Genomic DNA, 17,590 nt, shown 5'->3' on the forward strand with positions numbered 1-17,590 from the left:
AGGTCCTTGAAATGGAGATCAGGCCGGTGTGTTGGGGCTGACGGCGTTGACAATTTTGACGGCCACTTGGCTGCCCATGGCACCGATTTCGACGTCGTAGACCGGCATGTCTTCGATCATGGCGCGGGCAAAGTCGGACTTTTTGAAGGGCAGGATGTCACCCGGTTGCATGGACTGAAGCTGGCTGAGTGAAACGCTGAGTTTGCCCAGCAGGATTTGTATTTCCAATTCGGCGTCATGCACGGCATCCGTGAGTTGTTCACGCCAGACTTTGTCTGAATCCTCGTTGCCATCGCCGGTTTGAACGCGGCTGCGCAACAGATCGCGCACGGGTTTAAGGGCCACATAAGGAATGACCATGTCGACAAAGCCGGAGCCTTGCGAAGTGATTTCGGATTCAAAGCGGCACAAAATCACCAAATCGTTTTCATCCACGATTTGTGCAAATTGGGGATTGATCTCTGAGCTGACGTGCTCAAAATCCACAGGGGTCAGCGGTGCCCATGCTTCTTTGTAAGAACGAAAGAAAACCTGCAAGATGATCTTGATGATGCGGCTTTCAGTCGGGGTAAATAGTCGCCCCGCAGGCAGTTGACCTACGCCACGCCCGAAGCCACCAAAAAAGCTGTCCAGAGAACTGAACACCACAGTCGGTTCAATGACCACCATGGCATAGCCACGGAAGGGGCTCATGCGAACAATGTTCACTGACAAGGGCGCTTTGAGTTCTTTGACATAGTCCCCAAAGCGAACCATTTGGGTTCGGGTGGGGTTCATGCGGGGGCTGGTGCGCAGCACCTCCAGCATGCCCAAACGGAACATGCGAATGAACCGCTCATTGATCATGTCCAATGAGGCGACGTTCACGCCCAAACTGCTGTCTTCGGCAGCCAAGTCGTGCTTGCGAACTTGGACATCCACGTTGTAGCCGGGTTGGCTGTCCAGTGTGCCGTCACTGAGGCTCGCCGACAAAGCGGCCAATTCTTCAGGGGACAACAGGGGTTGGGTATCAGACATGGTCAATGCACTGCTTTAACTTCTAGGTGTTCACTGAACCACAAAGCTGGTGAAATAGACTTCTTCAATGCCGCCGAAGTCTTCGTACTTCTGAAGAATACCGTTCATCTCTTCGCGGATTTTGGCTGCCAGATCTTTGCGAAATTCGGGTTTGGCCAGGTCGGCCTCAGTCATTTGGCGCATGACATCCAATGCCACCGAGCGCAGAGCAAACTCATGTTTTTTGGCGTTCTTGAAAACCCGTTCGTCGTAGTGGGTCATGATGGCCAGGTTGAGCTGGATCACCTTGCGGGTATTGGTCAGGTTGGAAACCAGTGGCTTTTCCAGCTCCATGTAGCTGTTTTCAAAGCGCTGGAGCTCGGGTGATTCTTTGGCCACTTTTTGTGGGGCCGCATCTGCAGCAGAGGCGCCTGCCTTGTTGGCCGCACCGCTTTCGAGGTTTTTCAGGGCTTCTTCGGCTGCAACGGTGTCTTTTTTGTCAAAAAACCCGGTCACAAACAAGGTGCCGACCACGGTGCCTACCAGCAACAAGATGGCCACCAAGGCAATCACGATGATCTTGATGAGAGGAGATTTCTTTTTGCCTTCGACTTCAATTTCTTCATCAGCCATGTTGATTCCTTCTTGAATATTGCTTACACCAGCACATCCCAGCCATCGGTGCCCATTTTGTTTTTGGATACAACGGTTGGTGACACTGGCGCATCCGCCGATTCGGTGGGTGCATTGTCCTTGAGTTGGGCTTGCCGTTCAGGTGTCGACTCTCCGCCACGTTGACGGCTTTGCCCATCGTCTACTTTGAGTGAAGCAACATCCATGCCCATTTGATTCAGGGTGTCTTTGAGTTTGGACATACCTTCATTCAGTAGTTCGCGGGTCAAGGCCTGTGGCGCGGTGAATACGGCATCCATTTCACCACTGCGCATGCGCATTTCTACTTCAATATGGCCCAGTGTGGCCGGACGAAGTGACAGTTTGAGGTGCCATTGCCCACGTTCAAGCTCGGACAAAATCCGTTGTCCCACGGCTTGGCCCATTTTCTCGGCCAGGGTGCTGATGTTTTCGCGTCTTTGGGCGCTGTCTTGCTCGGTCAAGCTTGACGGGTTGGTTATGGCTTCGGTGCGAGGGGCAGGGTTGGAGTCTGCTCTGCCGTTATGGCTGCCTTGTCCTTGAGGGTTTGACTCTTGGCCTGAAGCAAAACTGTCCATGGCCATTAATTCCAGAGTCCCTTGCATGTCTGCTTGTACAAGCGCACCCAAGTCCAAAGTTGTGGAGGATGAATCTGTTTTGATGAAGCCATTTGTTTTGATCCCATTGACCGCGAGGGTGTTGCCCAACAGCCAATCTGAAGCGCTGGTCACACCAGCTGCCAATGCCGATGAAGCAGTCAGCTGTTCCACCGAGGGGTGAAGCTTCAATTGGGTGTGTGTTATTTGAGCAACTTCTTCTGGAAAATTTATTTCTAAAGAATTTATTTCATTGGCAGTGCTTTGTACCGCGCTCAGGTTCTGACTCGGGATTGATCCTGTATCGGTCCTCAACTGTGGTGATAAGGAGGACAGCAACTCTTGGGTACTGATGGCCTTGTTGGATCCTGTCAGGTCTCCAGACAAGGGGTTAGCCATGCCGGCTGGTGCGCCAGATATGACGCCAGTTGCGACGCCAGATACGACACCCGTTGCGACGCCAGCTGGGACGTCACCCATGATTCCAGCAGTGCCAGCAGCAGCCAAATCTGCAGAGCCAGTGCTCGTGGTCATGGTGGTCATGGATGTGCGCATCAACCACTGCAGAGCCGCCTCATCGAGGCCTTGGGAGCGTGCGAAAACCTCCAAACTTTGGCCTTCTGGTGCGGCCGTTTGTGGCGTGATGACTTGCAAATGTGGCCCGAGATGGGTGGCTGTCAGCAGCATGGCCTCACCTGCATGGCCCGTCGATGGCGTCAGGTTCAGCATGTCGGTCAGGGCCTGTTCAGTCAAAGTATCCGAGGTGGTCAGATAGGGCGTGACAGACTCTTCGGTCGAGCTTGTTGGTTCGGTGCCGGATTGACGATTTTGAAGCGTGTTCATGACAAAACCGAATTCATGGGTACTATTTTTGGAAGATTGTTCGGGGCCACTCGGGTTGTTTTCGAGCGTGCTGCTTCTTTGCGAGGGCGTAGAAATTTCAATGGGTGTCAGGATCATGGGATTCACACTTCAACGGGTAGGTAAGGGTGGTTTTGTACTTTCTGGGTAGCGGCAATGCATTGCCGCTGAACGCCTTCGTTACAGACACAGCAATTTGCGCACCAGTTTTGTGGGCAGCATGTCAAAAGTCTGTGATCAAGGCAGGGCAATGTGGCACGCGACTTGCTTGAAGGTGTTGAAAAACCCACACCTTTTCGCCTTGTTTGATTCCATCACTTCATGAACACTTTGAGCCTGTCAGCGATTCGGCAGAACCTTTCCAGCTTTCAATTGGCAGGCTTGGGCTTGCCGGCTTTGGTCTTGTTGATCATGGCCATGTTGGTGGTGCCTTTGCCGCCGTTGCTGCTGGACATTTTGTTCACGTTCAACATCATGATTGGCTTGGTCGTCATCATGATTGCCATTGGAACGCGAAAGCCTTTGGAGTTTTCATCCTTTCCCTCCGTTTTGTTGTTTGCCACGATGCTGCGTTTGGCTTTGAACGTGGCGTCCACTCGAGTGGTGTTGGTCAGCGGTCATGAAGGTCCAGAGTCAGCCGGAAAAGTGATTGCCGCTTTCGGTGAGTTTGTGATCGGCGGCAACTATGTCGTGGGTTTCATCATCTTCGTGATCTTGATGATTGTTAACTTTTTCGTGGTGACAAAAGGCGCTGGTCGGGTCTCAGAGGTCAACGCCCGATTCACCTTGGATGCGATGCCAGGCAAGCAAATGTCGATCGATGCGGACTTGAACGCAGGCGTCATCGATCAAGAAACCGCCAAAAAACGCAGAGAAGAATTGGCGCAGGAATCCGACTTTTTTGGCTCCATGGATGGTGCTTCAAAGTTTGTGAGCGGTGATGCTTTGGCCGGCTTGTTGATTTTGATCATCAACATTGTGGGCGGCTTGGCGATTGGTATCGGCCAGCATGATCTGCCTGTGGGTGAAGCAAGCCGTATCTATGTGTTGCTGACCATTGGCGATGGCCTGGTGGCTCAAATTCCAGCCTTGTTCATGTCCTTGGCCACGGCGATCATTGTGACGCGGGTGACCACATCCGAGTCGATGACTGAACAGGCCAGCACTCAACTGTCCAACGTTCCCGCCTTGTTCATCTCCTCTGGTATTTTGATGGTGATGGGCTTGGTTCCGGGCATGCCGCACATGGTTTTTTTGACCTTGGCAGCGGCCACCGCTGGCGTTGGCTTCATGGTGATGCGCAAGCAAATACTGTTGGAGCAGGGGGTAGCTGCGCCACCTGCAGCGCTCAATACGGCGCCTAAAGAGCTCGATTGGGACGATGTGGAGCAGGTCGATTTGATCGGTCTAGAAATCGGCTACGGTCTGATTCCGCTGGTCAACGTGGAGTCGGGCGGGCAGTTGATGACCCGTGTGAAGGGTGTGCGCAAAAAACTCTCGGCTGAGTTAGGTTTCTTGGTTCAGCCCGTGCGCATTCGGGATGCACTGAACCTGGAGCCCGATGCTTATCACATCGTTCTCAACGGTGTGGTGCGTGGCCGGGGCGAGGTCAAAGTCGGCCGAGAGTTGGCCATCAACCCTGGCAAAGTTTACGGCAAGGTGGAGGGGCAAGCGACCAAAGAGCCCGCGTTCGGTTTAGAGGCCGTCTGGATTGAGCCTGCATGGCGGGATCAGGCCCGTGCACTGGGGTACACCGTTGTTGACCCCAGTACCGCCATTGCCACGCACATGAACAAAGTTTTGAGAGAAAACGCTTCCGAATTGCTCAGCCATGATGAGGCGCAAAAATTGCTCGATAAATTGGCCCTGAAATCTCCCAAATTGGTCGAAGAACTGGTGCCGGGAAAGCTCTCATTGGGCGTAGTGACCAGGACTTTACAAAACCTTTTGCAAGAGTCTGTCCCTATCCGTGACATGCGCAGCGTGGTGGAGGCTTTGACCGAGGTCTGCGGTCGCACGCAAGATCCAGATCAATTGGCGCAACTGATTCGCCCAAAGATGGGCCGGATGATTGTGCAAGGCCTGTTGGAGAGTCGGGATACCCTGTCTGTCTTGACATTGGATCCGCAATTAGAGCAACTTTTGCACAATGTCTTGCAGCAGAACAACGGTTCTGCAGGCATGGTGTTGGAGCCGGCTTTGGCAGAAAGCCTGTTTGCCGCATTGCGCGACAGCACACGAACCACCGAGGAGCAGGGCCTGCCTGCCGTTTTGGTGGTTTCGCCGGCCATACGTCCTTGGATGTCCAAGGCCGTGCGTTATCGGGTGAGCGATTTGACGGTGCTGTCCTACAGCGAAATCCCAGATGACCAGCCCGTCAAGGTGATCAACACCGTGCACGCCGACCCTAGAAACAACCCCTCAGCGAACAAGGCTTGATAGACCATGGAACTCAAACGCATTTTGGCTCGTGACAGCCGTTCGGCCAACGAAAAAGCCATTCAGTTGTATGGCAGTGACGTTCTCATCATTTCGAGCCAACGGTTGGACAATCAAATCGAGTTGATCGTCGCCACCGATGTCGATCCTGCGGTGTCGCCTGATGCCGTCCCGTCTTTGCCGACCACTGAATCTTCATCGACATCCAAAGCTCAGATGCCCTTTGTGCCGTTTTCCCAATTGCTCGACGAAGTCAATTTGGAGCAGGAGATCGGTGTATCGGAAGACGGGTTGCCAGAACTCAAAACAAATCAGACAAGCTCAACGGCTGTGTCAGCCTTGCCACCTGTCACAAATGGCGAACGCTTGAACAGCGCCCACGAGAGCCAGAGAAGTTTGGAGATTGTGGACATGTTGCGGCAAGAGATGGCGTCATTGCGCAAAGAGTTCACTTTGTCGCGTCAAATGCAGCCTTGGCAAGATGGCTTGAGACTCTCGCCAGAAATTCAGACCATACTCTTGGCCATGAATGAAGCGGGCGTTCCCGCTGCATTGAGGGCGCTGTTGACCGACAGCATTCAGACCTTGGACAGCAAGGATGAGGCCATGGTGGTCATGCAGCGGCTATTGACCACCTCTTTAAAACGTCCGGATTATGAGTTGCAGCCTGCGGTAGCACACGCTTTGTGTGGACCTTCCGGATCTGGCAAAACATCCATGGTGGGTCGTCTGGCTTTGGCCTCGGCCCAAAGGGCTGGCCCAGAAAAACAGGCCATGGTGAGCTTTGCTGACCACCGTCCCGGTGCTTGGGCTCAGATGCAGTTGTTGGCTTCGCAATCGGGCGTTGACTGCTTCCGTGTGGCAGACGCCGCCATGCTCAATACATTGTTGGAGGATTTGCAGGGCAAAACAGTGTGGATCGATACTTGCGGAGCAGATTTCGGAACACAAGCCGCACTCTTGCAGTTGAATTGCCCGCAAGTGTTTCGCCATGCTGTTTTACCCGTTGATGCGACAGTGAGCAGCGTGCATAAAATCTTACAAAAATCCGTGACATCGTGGACTTCATTGATGCTGAGTAAGATGGACGAAGCAGCTCACCCATGGGCTTTGTTGCAAGGTTTGACTGAAAACAATCTGCCCGTCTCCTCGGTGGCGGGAGACAGTCGAATTTCTATACCAGCGCAGTGTTTTGAGCCCTCACAATTGGTGGCCTTGGCGTTGTCACCCATTGCTCCGATGTTGGGTGTGAACCCGATGACTGAGTCTGTTCCAGCGGTTTTAGCGGACACGCCTAAACGTGCTGTGACGCGCAAAAAAACGGTTGTTCCTGCGGCTTATACTGCTCCAACCAGTGAAGAGGTCGCCGTTTTGGATGGCAAGCCCAAAGTGAAGGCCAAGGTCAAAGCCAAACCAGTGGTTTCCGATGATATTGAAATCCCTACGCTGATGGGCTCAGGTCTCTCGGCTCGATCACGTATCCGATCCAATCCAACACCATCAGCATAGGAAGCGGCAACATGGATTTCAAGTTTCCTCAAGTGATTGGCGTCGCAAGTGGCAAGGGTGGGGCAGGCAAAACCACCGTTGCCATCAACATGGCCGTGGCCTTGTGCATGCGTGGTCACAAAGTGATGTTGATGGATGGTGACTTGGGAATGGCCAATGCGCAGATTGCATTGGGTGCTCATGCGCCTTTCAACATCAGCCATGTTTTGACGGGCGAAAAGTCACTGGAAGAAGTCATTGTGACCACCAAGCAGGGCGTTCGTTTGGTGCCAGGTGCTTCAGGTTTGCGCGACATCGCCGCACTGGATTCGATCCAAATCGCCAACATGGTCCGTGCTTTTGACAGCCTGCAAGAGCCTGTTGATTATTTGGTGGTGGATGTGGCGGCCGGTATCGCGCCAGCTGTTTTGGAATTCATGGCGGCATGCCAGCGCCGATTTGTGGTGGTGTGCAACCAGCCCTCGTCCATTGCAGACGCCTATGGTTTGATCAAGGTGATGGCCACAGAGCAATCCCTCGATGAAATTTACCTGATCCCCAACATGGTCTCTGGTGTCCAGGAAGGACGCCAATTGCACAGACGTCTGAATGACGTGTGCAACCGGTTTCTGGGTGTGTCGGTCAAATTTCTGCAATCGATTGAGGCCGATGAAATGGTGTTGCAATCACTCCGTAAATACACTTCAGTGATGGAATTTGCGCCGGGCTGTGCCGCTTCACGTGATTTCCGGGGATTGGCCGAGGCCATTGACGCCCTGCCACCCGCGGATGGCCCGTCCGGACGGATGCAGTTTTTCTCCGAACGCATCCTGCGCGTCTCGCAGCCAAGGGGGTGACAGTGGCCCATACCATTTCTCATTACCAACAGGCCGAAAATCGCCATGAGTCCCTGATCTTGGACCACATGGCCATGGTCAAGCGGGTGGCGGTTCATTTGAAAGCCCGACTCCCACCCTTCATGGAGCTCGATGAGCTGGTTCAGGTAGGCATGGTGGGCCTGATTGAGGCGGCACGCTCGTTTGACCCCACCAAGGGTTTTGAATTTGAGCACTTTGCCCTGAGCAGGGTCCGTGGCGCTATTTTGGACGAAGTCAGACGTCAGTCTTTTTTGCCCAGATCGGCAGTGGCTTTCAACAAAAGTGAAAACGAAGCGGTACACGTGTTGGCGGCAGAGCTGGGACGTGCACCTTCTCAGTCCGAATTGGCTTTGTTCATGGGCAAAGACATCGAAGAGTTTCACCGGGAACGCGGACAAGCCAAGCGCTTTGAAACCTTTTCCATGGAAGTGGTGACGGATGAGGTCATGAGCATGCCAGCGGACTCATCCATGCAACCAGAGGTCATGGTCGAAGAAGCTGAGTTCATGGAGGCGGTGGTTCTGGCCATTGACCAATTACCCGAGCGGGAGCGCTTGGTGATGTCACTTTATTACGTTGAGGAATTGAACCTCAAGGAAATCGGTGAAGTTCTGGGGGTCAGTGAATCCAGAATAAGTCAAATTCTTTCTGCGGTTGTTAAGAAATTACGGCAAAATCTGCAAATCTCATAGATTTAAAAATATCAATTAATATGCTCGGTTTTTTTAACAAAAACAATCCCGCTGAAGAAATGAAGCGGGCGGTTGCAGCATATGAAAAAGTTGTGAGTCTGAAGTCCGACACGCACGATGCACGGATTGTGCGCATGCGAATGGGCATGCTTTGCCGGGCGCATTTGGATAAAACCTTCATTGCGGGCGCCGAACAAACCGCCCGTTGGCAAGAGCAGGCCAATTTGGCTTTGATGGACGGTAAACCCGCTCCCGATTTGCCACTGCCTTCAAAATTTCAAAAAATACGCGCTGGCGAAGCCGATATTTACGTGTACTTGCCCGAAGAACACGCTGTAGAGGCTTTTGGACTCGGTGCGCGTTACCAAAAAATGGAATTGACAGCAGACAAAGCCATTGAGGCCATGCAGGCCTTGGCCAACCAGATCAGTTACTACGATCTGCGTCTCAAAGAACCCTTTCAGGTGATGGCCTTTTTGAGGGAAGAATTGGCATCGCAAGAAGCACTGGAGTCGGGAGAAGAAGGCTCGCTGAGTTCACCGACAGATCCCGAGGTAGACGTTCGCTGACGCCATGGACGCTTTGATGAACGCACTCATGGCCATTGGTTTATTGGTCATCTTGGTTTTGGTGATTTACCTGATTGACAGGGTCAACACCATCGAAAAAGAGACGCGTCAAGTCCTTTCTAACGTCCAACAACAAAGCACGGCGCCTCTTACTCCATTGCCATTTTTGGGACTTTCATCTAAAAAACTTTGGGACTCCATGACAGGACGTTCAGACACAAGCTTAGACCCTCTTGCCTTGTTTGATCTGCAGGGTCCATACCAAGTGGTTTTGTCCAAACATGTCGAAGCCTTGTACAGAGAAGGTTTTAAAGACAGTCAGCGCGGCATGGCAGGCGAGCCTAAAAACACACGTCAAATCACAACATCGGCCGGCACTGTTGAGTCGTGGATTCCGCCCGCCCAAGCCAGCGCCATTTACCAGTGTGGTGTACAAGCCGCTCAAACGCCCGAGGCCAATTGGGGTCCCCTGAGAAATGCTTTGGATGAGGCGGGTCATTATCTTTATTCCAAAGCTCAGCTGGACATCTCCAGTCCTTTGTCAGAGTGGCTCATGCCCGATGATTCAGGGCTCAAGGCTGATGCCACGGGCACAGTCTGACGACGACTGTTTGAGTCTTGGTTGCAGGAACCATTGAAAATGGTTCTTCGCAGGCTCCTTTACCCCACAATTTTCCGCTCAAGTTTCTTCCTGCCGGGTCGATTCTCTTAGTACTGAAGTTGTTAAGGGTTTTTTCCATGCGTGCTTATTCCAAATTTGCTGAAAGCTACGGCTCTGTTCAAGTGGTCACTGGGGTCGCCACTGCAGACAACATCCAACTCATTCAAATGTTGTTTGATGGTTTGACAGAGAGTCTCGCGTCTGCAAAGGGCCATATTCAGAACAATGCCATAGAGGAAAAATCCAAGGCCTTGTCGCGGGCTGGTCGAATCGTGGTGGGCTTGCAAGGCGCGCTCGATTTTGAGCGTGGTGGTGAATTGGCTCAAAACCTCAATGAGCTTTACGCTTATGTCACCCGCAGGTTGTTTCACGTCAACGCTTACAACGATTTGTCGGTTCTGGAAGAAGTTCAAAGCTTGATACAAGATATCGCTCAGGCTTGGCAAACTTTGCCCAGTTTGTTGAGTCAAACCCAGCCCGTCAGAAGCTACGCCAACTGATGTCAACATGCCGCGTAACGAAAGCCCCTTGATGGGGCTTTTTTTATGTGCAAGAAGAATTGGTCTGCCCGACAGGGATCGAACCTGTGACCCACAGCTTAGAAGGCTGTTGCTCTATCCAACTGAGCTACGGGCAGTTAAAACACAAAAGGCCCTAGAGTGGGCCTTTATTGTTGAATCAACGGTGTCAATGCGCTGGTTGGGCATTGAATAAATGGTCGGAGCGGCGGGATTCGAACTCGCGACCCTCTGCTCCCAAAGCAGATGCGCTACCAGGCTGCGCTACGCTCCGACTTCGATATTCTAACCCCCAAACGCAGGTTTTTCGTGACCTTCGTCGCAAAAATCTAGACCCCGCCTTGCAACAGGCCTCTAACAGGTTAGCGGCCATCACAAGGTGGGCCTACATGCTTCAACTGCCTCGGGTGATGGGCATGCCCATGTCGCCGGGAACCGCCAACTGCTTGGCCAGTTCCAGCTTGGCCAGCGAGTTGCGGTGCACCTCGTCTGGGCCATCGGCCAAGCGCAAAGTGCGCTGATGAGCGTAGGCATAGGCCAGAGGGAAGTCTTGTGACACACCACCCCCACCGTGGGCCTGAATGGCCCAGTCGATGATCTGGCAGGCCATGTTGGGCGCCACGATCTTGATCATGGCAATCTCGGCCTTGGCAACTTTGTTACCTACGGTGTCCATCATGTAAGCGGCCTTGAGGGTCAGCAGGCGGGCCTGCTCGATCATGCAACGCGACTCCGCGATGCGCTCTTGCCACACGGTCTGACGAGCCACTTCGCGGCCAAATGCCACGCGTTCATTCAGGCGTTTGCACATCAACTCCAAGGCGCGCTCGGCAATGCCGATGGTGCGCATGCAGTGGTGGATCCGGCCTGGCCCCAGGCGACCCTGCGCAATTTCAAAGCCACGACCTTCGCCGAGCAAGATGTTCTCGGCAGGTACGCGGACGTTCTTGAGCAAGACCTCCATGTGGCCGTGCGGCGCATCGTCGTAACCAAACACCGACAAAGCGCGCACGACAGTAATGCCTTTGCTGTTGGCGGGCACCACAATCATGGACTGCTGCTCGTGACGGCCAGCATCGGGGTTGGTTTTGCCCATCACAATGTACACCGCGCAACGTGGGTCGCCCGCACCGGACGACCACCATTTGCGACCATTGATCACGTATTCGTTGCCCTCACGGCGAATTTCGCACTCGATGTTGGTGGCATCAGAAGAGGCCACATCGGGTTCTGTCATCAAAAAGGCTGAGCGGATCTCGCCGCGCAGCAGGGGTTCGAGCCACTCGTCTTTCAGCGATTCGCTGGCGTAACGCTCCAGCGTTTCCATGTTGCCAGTGTCTGGCGCTGAACAGTTGAACACTTCTGCGGCAAACGGCACACGGCCCATGATTTCACACAGCGGCGCGTATTCCAAATTAGACAGTCCCTGAGGGGCGCGGGTCGATTTGGGCAAAAACAGGTTCCACAAACCAGCGGCCAAGGCTTTGGGTTTGAGTTCCTCGACGATTTTGGTAGGCACCCAGGCATTGCCTTTGGCACGGTTCTCGGCGATTTCAGCAAAGAAGCGGGCTTCGTTGGGGTAGATGTGTTCGTCCATGAAGGCCAGCAAGCGCGCTTGCATGTCTTTGACCTTGGGGGTGTACTGGAAATCCATGGTCTCTCTCCTGAGGGTTGGGGTTGCGGTTTTGTAAAAAGAAATCAGGCTTGGCAGGCAAATCGCCAAGCCAATTCGGCCATGGGCCGTGCGCCTGCACCTGAGGTTTTGGCTTGCTCGCTGGAAGCGGTACCGTCTTCGACGCGTTTGGCAATACCCTGCAAGATGGCCGCAATTCGGAACATGTTGTAGGCCAGGTAGAAGTTCCAGTCTTTCGCCAATGCCTCGGGCGTTGTGAATCCGGTGCGCTCACAGTAGCGGCGAATGTATTCGGCCTCAGACGGAATGCCCAGTCCGGCCAAGTCGAGCCCGCCAATCCCTCGGAAAGTGCCCGGTCTGATGTGCCAAGCCATGCAGTGGTAACTGAAATCGGCCAAAGGGTGACCCAATGTGGACAGCTCCCAGTCAAGCACGGCCAGAACGCGGGCTTCAGTGGGGTGGAACATCAGGTTATCGAGCCGGTAGTCACCGTGCACAATGCCCACCAAAGATTCGTCTTTGGCACTGTCAGGAATGTTTTTCGGCAACCATTCAATCAGCTGATCCATCTCGGGAATGGGCTGAGTGATGGACGCTGCGTATTGCTTACTCCAGCGGCCAATCTGGCGCTCAATGTAGTTGCCAGGTTTGCCGTAGCTGGCCAAGCCTTGTTTGGCCACATCAACCTTGTGCAGCGCCGCCAGCACGCGGTTCATCTCGTCGTAAATCGCACCACGCTCAGAGGGCGTCATGCCCGGCAGTGATTGGTCCCAGAGCACACGGCCGGGCACAAAATCCATGACATAAAACGCACGGCCAATGATGGACTCGTCGTCGCACAGCACATGCATCTGGGCCACTGGCACATCGGTGCCATGAAGGCCCTGCATGACAGCAAATTCGCGCTCGATGGCGTGAGCCGAGGGCAGCAGCTTGGCCACCGGGCCGGGCTTGGCCCGCATCACGTATTGGCGCGATGGGGTGATGAGCTTGTAGGTGGGATTGGACTGACCACCCTTGAACATTTCCACGCTCAAGGGGCCCGTAAAGCCGGGGAGTTTTGCGCTGAGCCAAGCCTCTAAGGCAGGGATATCAAAGGCGTGAGAACCCGTGACAGGCCGGGTCCCCACAAAATGGTCAAAATCACTCATGGGTTGACCCGTTCTAAGTCTGTTGCCGCTGTTGGGAGCGGAAATTTTGAATGGTCTGACTGGATCAGTGGTCCGCATTCACGATCAGCAGGAGTGCGTCGCGGTCCAGCACCACCAAGCCACCGGGCTCGATGCGGATGATTTGTTCGCGCTCCATCTGCTTGAGTTCTTGGTTGACGCGTTGGCGCGATGCACCCAACAACTGTGCGAGCTCTTCCTGGGCCAACTGCAAGCTGATGCGGATCGCCTTGGCGTCTGACAAACTCGGCACGCCGTAGCTGCGTAACAGATGGTTGAGCTGTTTGGCCAGCCGGGCCCGCAAGGGCAGGGTGTTGAGGTCCTCGACCAAGCCGTAGAGTTGGCGAATGCGACGTGCATGCAAACGAAGCATGGCATCGTAAAACTCCACGTGCTGCGACAGGATCTTCTTGAAGTCGGCCTTGGCCACGTTCAAGGTGGTGGTGTCTCCGTGTGCATAACAGTCGTGTGTGCGCCGGTCTCCGTCGAAGATCGACACATCGCCAAACCAGATGCCCGGCTCCACATAGGTCAGTGTGATCTGTTTGCCCGACACCGATGTTGAACTCACGCGCACTGCGCCCTTGGCACAGGCAAACCACTGCTCGGGTGGATCGCCGCGTGCTGCCAGCATGTCGCCGTCTTTGTGGCGTTTGACGTAAGCGCATCGAAGTATGTCGTGACGAAGTGAGGGAGAAAGGGTGGAGAACCAACGACCATTGTTGATCGCTTCTCTTTCCTCCATTGTCAGAATCGGTTCGTCCATGCTCTGTCCTTTGAGTGACTGGTGATCGAATTTTTGTCGCCTGGGGGACCAGTCGACTCAGTTGTATTGAGGTTTTTGCTTGTTTAAAAAAGCAGAAATGCCGATGCCGGCATTGGCATGGTGCAGATTTTTGACAAAGTGGTCGCGCTCGCGTGCCAGCTGGGCATTCAAACTGCTTCCATCCGCATCCGACATCAATTCTTTGATGCTGGCCAGGGCATTGGGCGCGCGCGCATTGATGTGCTGGCACAGGTCCAAAGCCTGCTGCATGGCTTGGCCCGCATCGGCCAAACGGTTGACCACGCCCAGTTGTTGCAGGCGCTCGGCCCCGATGCGTTCACCGCACATCAGCAACTCAGTGGCCAACTGCCTCGGCATGGCGCGAGACAAGCTCCAACTGCCACCACCATCGGGCGACAAGGCAATCGAGCTGTAGGCCATCACAAACACGCTGTTGCGGTCGGCCACGATCATGTCGCAAGCCAGCGCCAAAGAAAAACCTGCACCCGCAGCAGGCCCTTCAACAGCCGCGATCACGGGCTTGGGGAAGGTGCGAATGGCTTCTATCCAGTTGTGCAGGCCTTCTATGCTTTGTGCTTGGTGCTCGGGCGGCAACTGCCGGTTGTTTTGCAGGCGCTGCAAATTGCCGCCTGCACTGAAAACGCCATTGGCACCCGTGATCACAACGCTGCGCACATCGGCGCTGGATTCGGCCACGCTCAGGGCTTCGACGCCTGCGGCATACATCTCTGGGCCGAGGGCGTTGCGAAACTCGGGGTTGCTGAGGGTCAGGATCAGTGTCTGGCCTTCGCTGGTGCTGAGCAATTGGGCGGTCATCTTGTTTCTTAATCAGTTCGGGACAGAGCTAAAGATCTGTCCCGCAAAGTCATCAGATTAGGACAGAGCTAAAGATCTGTCCCGCAAAGTTATCAGTCTTCTGTGTGCATTAAGGACAGCCCAATCGCCCCACGGCGGCGCAACCAAGGGCTGGGGCGATAGCGTGGGTCTCCATAAACAGTTTGGAGGTTGAACAAGACTTCAAGGATGCTGTCAGGCCCCAAGCGGTTGCCCATGGCCAGTGGACCCATGGGGTAAGCCAGGCCCAGCGTGACGGCGGTTTCCAAGTCTTGCGGGCTGCAGATGCGTTGCTGACAGATGTCGGACGCGATGTTGACAATGGTTGCCACAACGCGCTGAGTCACAAAGCCACCGCTGTCGCGGATCACGGAGACCGCTTTGCCGTCGCGAGCGAACAAAGCATGGGCGGCGTCGCGCATATCGGCACGGGTAGCGGGGTTGGTGGCCAGCACGCGGCGCTTGGTCGCGCCATCGTCAAACAACATGTCAATGCCCACGGTGCGGGCCGGATCCAGGCGCTCCACCACGGCCACGGTGGTGATGTCAAAGCCCAAAGGTGCGACGATCGTGAGGGCCTCTGGGGAGGGCGAGGCACCGGTTTCGATTTTTGCGCCGAGGTTTTTCAAGATCTGCAGCAATTCCATGCGGCGTGCAGCACGGGGAGAGACCCAGACCGGAGGCATATCCTCTATCACAGGCACCGGTGGTTCGGCGGGCACTTGCGCGGCACCATCCACGTATTTGTAAAAGCCTTCGCCCACTTTTTTACCGACCACGCCACCGGCCAAGCGTTGGGCGGTGATGACATTGGGGCGGTAGCGAGGTTCTTCGTAATACTGGTGATAGATCGCTTCAATCACATGGTGCGAGACATCTAGCGCCGTCAAATCAAACAGTTCGAAGGGGCCGAGTTTGAACCCCACCTGGTCGCGCAAGATGCGGTCGATGGTGGCGAAATCGGCCACACCTTCGCTGACAATGCGAAGCGCCTCAGTGCCGTAACCTCTGCCTGCGTGGTTGACGATGAAGCCGGGAGTATCTTGAGCCTGCACGGGCGTGTGGCCCATTTGGCGGGCAAACTCGGTCAGGCGCTCGCACACAGCCGGATCGGTTTTGAGGCCTGCAATCACCTCAACCACTTTCATGAGCGGCACGGGATTGAAGAAGTGGTAACCCGCAAATTGTGCTGGGCGTTGCAAAGCCGCAGCAATGGCTGTGACCGACAGCGATGAAGTGTTCGTCACCAAGACTGCCGCGGGCGTCAGCACTTTTTCCAGATCGGTGAACAGACTTTTCTTGATCTCAAGCTTTTCGACAATGGCTTCGACCACCAAGTCACATTCGGCCAAATCTTGCAAGCTGCTGGCACCCAAGAGACGGCTTTTGTGGCCCGCCACGGCTTCGGCCGACAGACGCCCCTTTTCTTGCAGCTTGTCCCACTGCAGAAAAACTGCGTCGCGGGCTTTGGCAATCGCTTCGGGTTGGGTGTCGTACAGCCAAACCAAGCTACCCGCTTGTGCTGCAATTTGGGCAATGCCCCGGCCCATGGCCCCTGCGCCGATCACGGCGACTTTTTGAAATGAAACGGTCATTTTGTGTAGCAGGGCCGAGAGCCCTGATCTGGGTCGTTCTTGTGTACTGGGGGTGGACAGGCTGAAGAATCAGTCAAAAATTCAATAACAGCCAATTATGAAGCCGCTTTCAGCGACGAACTTGCAAAGCACCCGGGTTGACAATGTTGGTGGGCGTGCCTTTGATGTAGTTCACGACATTGTCAAAAGCCGTGCCAAAGTAAAGCTCATAGCTGTCTTTCTCAACGTAACCAATGTGCGGTGTGCAGATGCAGTTCTCCAGCCTGAGAAGGGCCGATCCCTGCAAAATAGGTTCTGACTCAAAAACATCGATCGCTGCCAAGCCAGGACGACCGCGGTTCAAGCCACCAATCAGTGCATGGGGTTCAATCAGTTCAGCGCGTGAGGTGTTAACCAAGAGCGCCGTGGGTTTCATTCGGCCCAAGTCCTCGGCAGTCACGATGCCTGTGGTCACCTCGTTCAAGCGCAAGTGAAGGGACAAAACATCTGCACTTTCAAAAAATGATTCTCTGCTGCTGGCAGCGGTCAAACCGTCTTTGACGGCGCGAATTCGAGATTCATCACTGCCCCAGACTTGGACATTCATGCCGAAAGCACGTCCATAGCCGGCCACCATTTGGCCAATTTTTCCGTAACCCCAGATGCCCAGTGTTTTGCCTTTCAAAACTGTACCCATGCCAAAGTTGGTCGGCATGGCGCTGGACTTAAGACCTGATTGTTGCCAAGCGCCATGTTTCAGGTTGCTGATGTACTGAGGCAGCCTGCGGGCAGCAGCCATGATCAAAGCCCATGTCAACTCAGCCGGTGCAACGGGTGAGCCAACGCCCTCTGCCACGGCCACGCCCCGCTCGGTACAGGCGGCCAAGTCAATGTGACCACCCACACGACCCGTCTGTGCAATCAATTTGAGGCGGGGCAACTTCTCGATCAAGGCCTTGTTCAGAGCGGTTCGCTCGCGAATCAGAACAATCACATCAGCGTCTTTTAGCCTGACAGACAGTTGTCCGATGCCCTTGATCGTGTTGGTGTAGACCTTGGCGGAATAGTTCTCGAGTTTGGAGGCGCACTCAAGTTTGCGGACGACATCTTGGTAGTCGTCAAGGATCACAATGTTCATGCCCGACATTGTGCCTTGTGAATCAAGGGATTTGAACGGCTGACAAGACAATGGCGCTGCCATTGTCTTGTGAATCAATGGCTTAATTGACGCATTTCGAGTGCTG

Annotated in this window: 16 protein-coding genes and 2 tRNA genes; 7 read left to right on the forward strand and 11 right to left on the reverse strand. The window is 54.4% G+C overall.

The window, feature by feature from the left end; translation table 11 throughout:
- Positions 1-18 precede the first annotated feature (18 nt).
- From fliM to Q1M54_RS05235, 3 genes are read right to left on the reverse strand one after another with little or no spacing between them, the layout of a single operon-like run.
- Complete coding sequence (gene fliM / locus Q1M54_RS05225; protein ID WP_300554814.1) at positions 19-1,017, reverse strand: flagellar motor switch protein FliM; 999 nt, start codon at positions 1,015-1,017, stop codon at positions 19-21.
- Positions 1,018-1,047: 30 nt separating this feature from the next.
- Positions 1,048-1,629, reverse strand: coding sequence for a flagellar basal body-associated FliL family protein (locus Q1M54_RS05230; RefSeq protein ID WP_300554817.1), 582 nt, complete (start codon positions 1,627-1,629; stop codon positions 1,048-1,050).
- A gap of 23 nt (positions 1,630-1,652) precedes the next feature.
- A complete protein-coding gene (locus Q1M54_RS05235; protein ID WP_300554820.1) occupies positions 1,653-3,203 on the reverse strand; it encodes a flagellar hook-length control protein FliK in 1,551 nt (516 codons plus the stop codon).
- Positions 3,204-3,425: 222 nt separating this feature from the next.
- On the opposite strand from Q1M54_RS05235, the gene flhA reads away from it, so the two are divergent.
- From flhA to fliS, 7 genes are all read left to right on the forward strand, one after another.
- Complete coding sequence (gene flhA / locus Q1M54_RS05240; protein WP_300554823.1) at positions 3,426-5,543, forward strand: flagellar biosynthesis protein FlhA; 2,118 nt, start codon at positions 3,426-3,428, stop codon at positions 5,541-5,543.
- Between the two features lie 6 nt (positions 5,544-5,549).
- Entirely contained in the window at positions 5,550-7,052 is a 1,503-nt protein-coding gene (locus Q1M54_RS05245; RefSeq protein WP_300554825.1) for a hypothetical protein, read from the forward strand.
- A gap of 11 nt (positions 7,053-7,063) precedes the next feature.
- Entirely contained in the window at positions 7,064-7,888 is an 825-nt protein-coding gene (locus Q1M54_RS05250; RefSeq protein ID WP_300554828.1) for a MinD/ParA family protein, read from the forward strand.
- Positions 7,889-7,890: 2 nt separating this feature from the next.
- Positions 7,891-8,601, forward strand: coding sequence for an RNA polymerase sigma factor FliA (gene fliA / locus Q1M54_RS05255; RefSeq protein WP_300554831.1), 711 nt, complete (start codon positions 7,891-7,893; stop codon positions 8,599-8,601).
- 92 nt (positions 8,602-8,693) lie between these two features.
- The gene (locus Q1M54_RS05260; protein ID WP_300554834.1) at positions 8,694-9,170 is read left to right on the forward strand and encodes a hypothetical protein; all 477 of its coding nucleotides are present in this window, start codon (positions 8,694-8,696) and stop codon (positions 9,168-9,170) included.
- Between the two features lie 4 nt (positions 9,171-9,174).
- Positions 9,175-9,771 (forward strand): hypothetical protein, encoded by a 597-nt coding sequence (locus Q1M54_RS05265; RefSeq protein ID WP_300554837.1) that lies wholly within the window; start codon positions 9,175-9,177, stop codon positions 9,769-9,771.
- Between the two features lie 137 nt (positions 9,772-9,908).
- Complete coding sequence (gene fliS / locus Q1M54_RS05270; protein ID WP_300554839.1) at positions 9,909-10,331, forward strand: flagellar export chaperone FliS; 423 nt, start codon at positions 9,909-9,911, stop codon at positions 10,329-10,331.
- A gap of 60 nt (positions 10,332-10,391) precedes the next feature.
- Here the strand turns inward: fliS and Q1M54_RS05275 are convergent.
- From Q1M54_RS05275 to Q1M54_RS05310, 8 genes are all read right to left on the reverse strand, one after another.
- Positions 10,392-10,468: transfer RNA gene (locus tag Q1M54_RS05275), tRNA-Arg, on the reverse strand.
- A 78-nt stretch (positions 10,469-10,546) separates the two neighbouring features.
- A tRNA-Pro gene (locus tag Q1M54_RS05280) sits at positions 10,547-10,623 on the reverse strand.
- Positions 10,624-10,743: 120 nt separating this feature from the next.
- A complete protein-coding gene (locus tag Q1M54_RS05285) occupies positions 10,744-12,003 on the reverse strand; it encodes an acyl-CoA dehydrogenase family protein (protein WP_300554842.1) in 1,260 nt (419 codons plus the stop codon).
- Between the two features lie 44 nt (positions 12,004-12,047).
- Positions 12,048-13,133 (reverse strand): phosphotransferase, encoded by a 1,086-nt coding sequence (locus Q1M54_RS05290; RefSeq protein WP_300554845.1) that lies wholly within the window; start codon positions 13,131-13,133, stop codon positions 12,048-12,050.
- Between the two features lie 64 nt (positions 13,134-13,197).
- Entirely contained in the window at positions 13,198-13,917 is a 720-nt protein-coding gene (locus Q1M54_RS05295) for a Crp/Fnr family transcriptional regulator (protein WP_026039823.1), read from the reverse strand.
- 57 nt (positions 13,918-13,974) lie between these two features.
- On the reverse strand, positions 13,975-14,754 hold the full coding sequence (locus tag Q1M54_RS05300; RefSeq protein ID WP_300554853.1) for an oxepin-CoA hydrolase, alternative type: 780 nt from the start codon (positions 14,752-14,754) through the stop codon (positions 13,975-13,977).
- Between the two features lie 92 nt (positions 14,755-14,846).
- A complete protein-coding gene (locus Q1M54_RS05305; protein ID WP_300554856.1) occupies positions 14,847-16,367 on the reverse strand; it encodes a 3-hydroxyacyl-CoA dehydrogenase in 1,521 nt (506 codons plus the stop codon).
- A 109-nt stretch (positions 16,368-16,476) separates the two neighbouring features.
- Complete coding sequence (locus tag Q1M54_RS05310) at positions 16,477-17,484, reverse strand: D-2-hydroxyacid dehydrogenase family protein (RefSeq protein WP_300554859.1); 1,008 nt, start codon at positions 17,482-17,484, stop codon at positions 16,477-16,479.
- Positions 17,485-17,590 lie beyond the last annotated feature (106 nt).

Origin of the sequence: Limnohabitans sp. Rim8, from assembly GCF_943326455.1 — a bacterium.
Taxonomy (GTDB): Bacteria; Pseudomonadota; Gammaproteobacteria; order Burkholderiales; family Burkholderiaceae_C; genus Limnohabitans_A.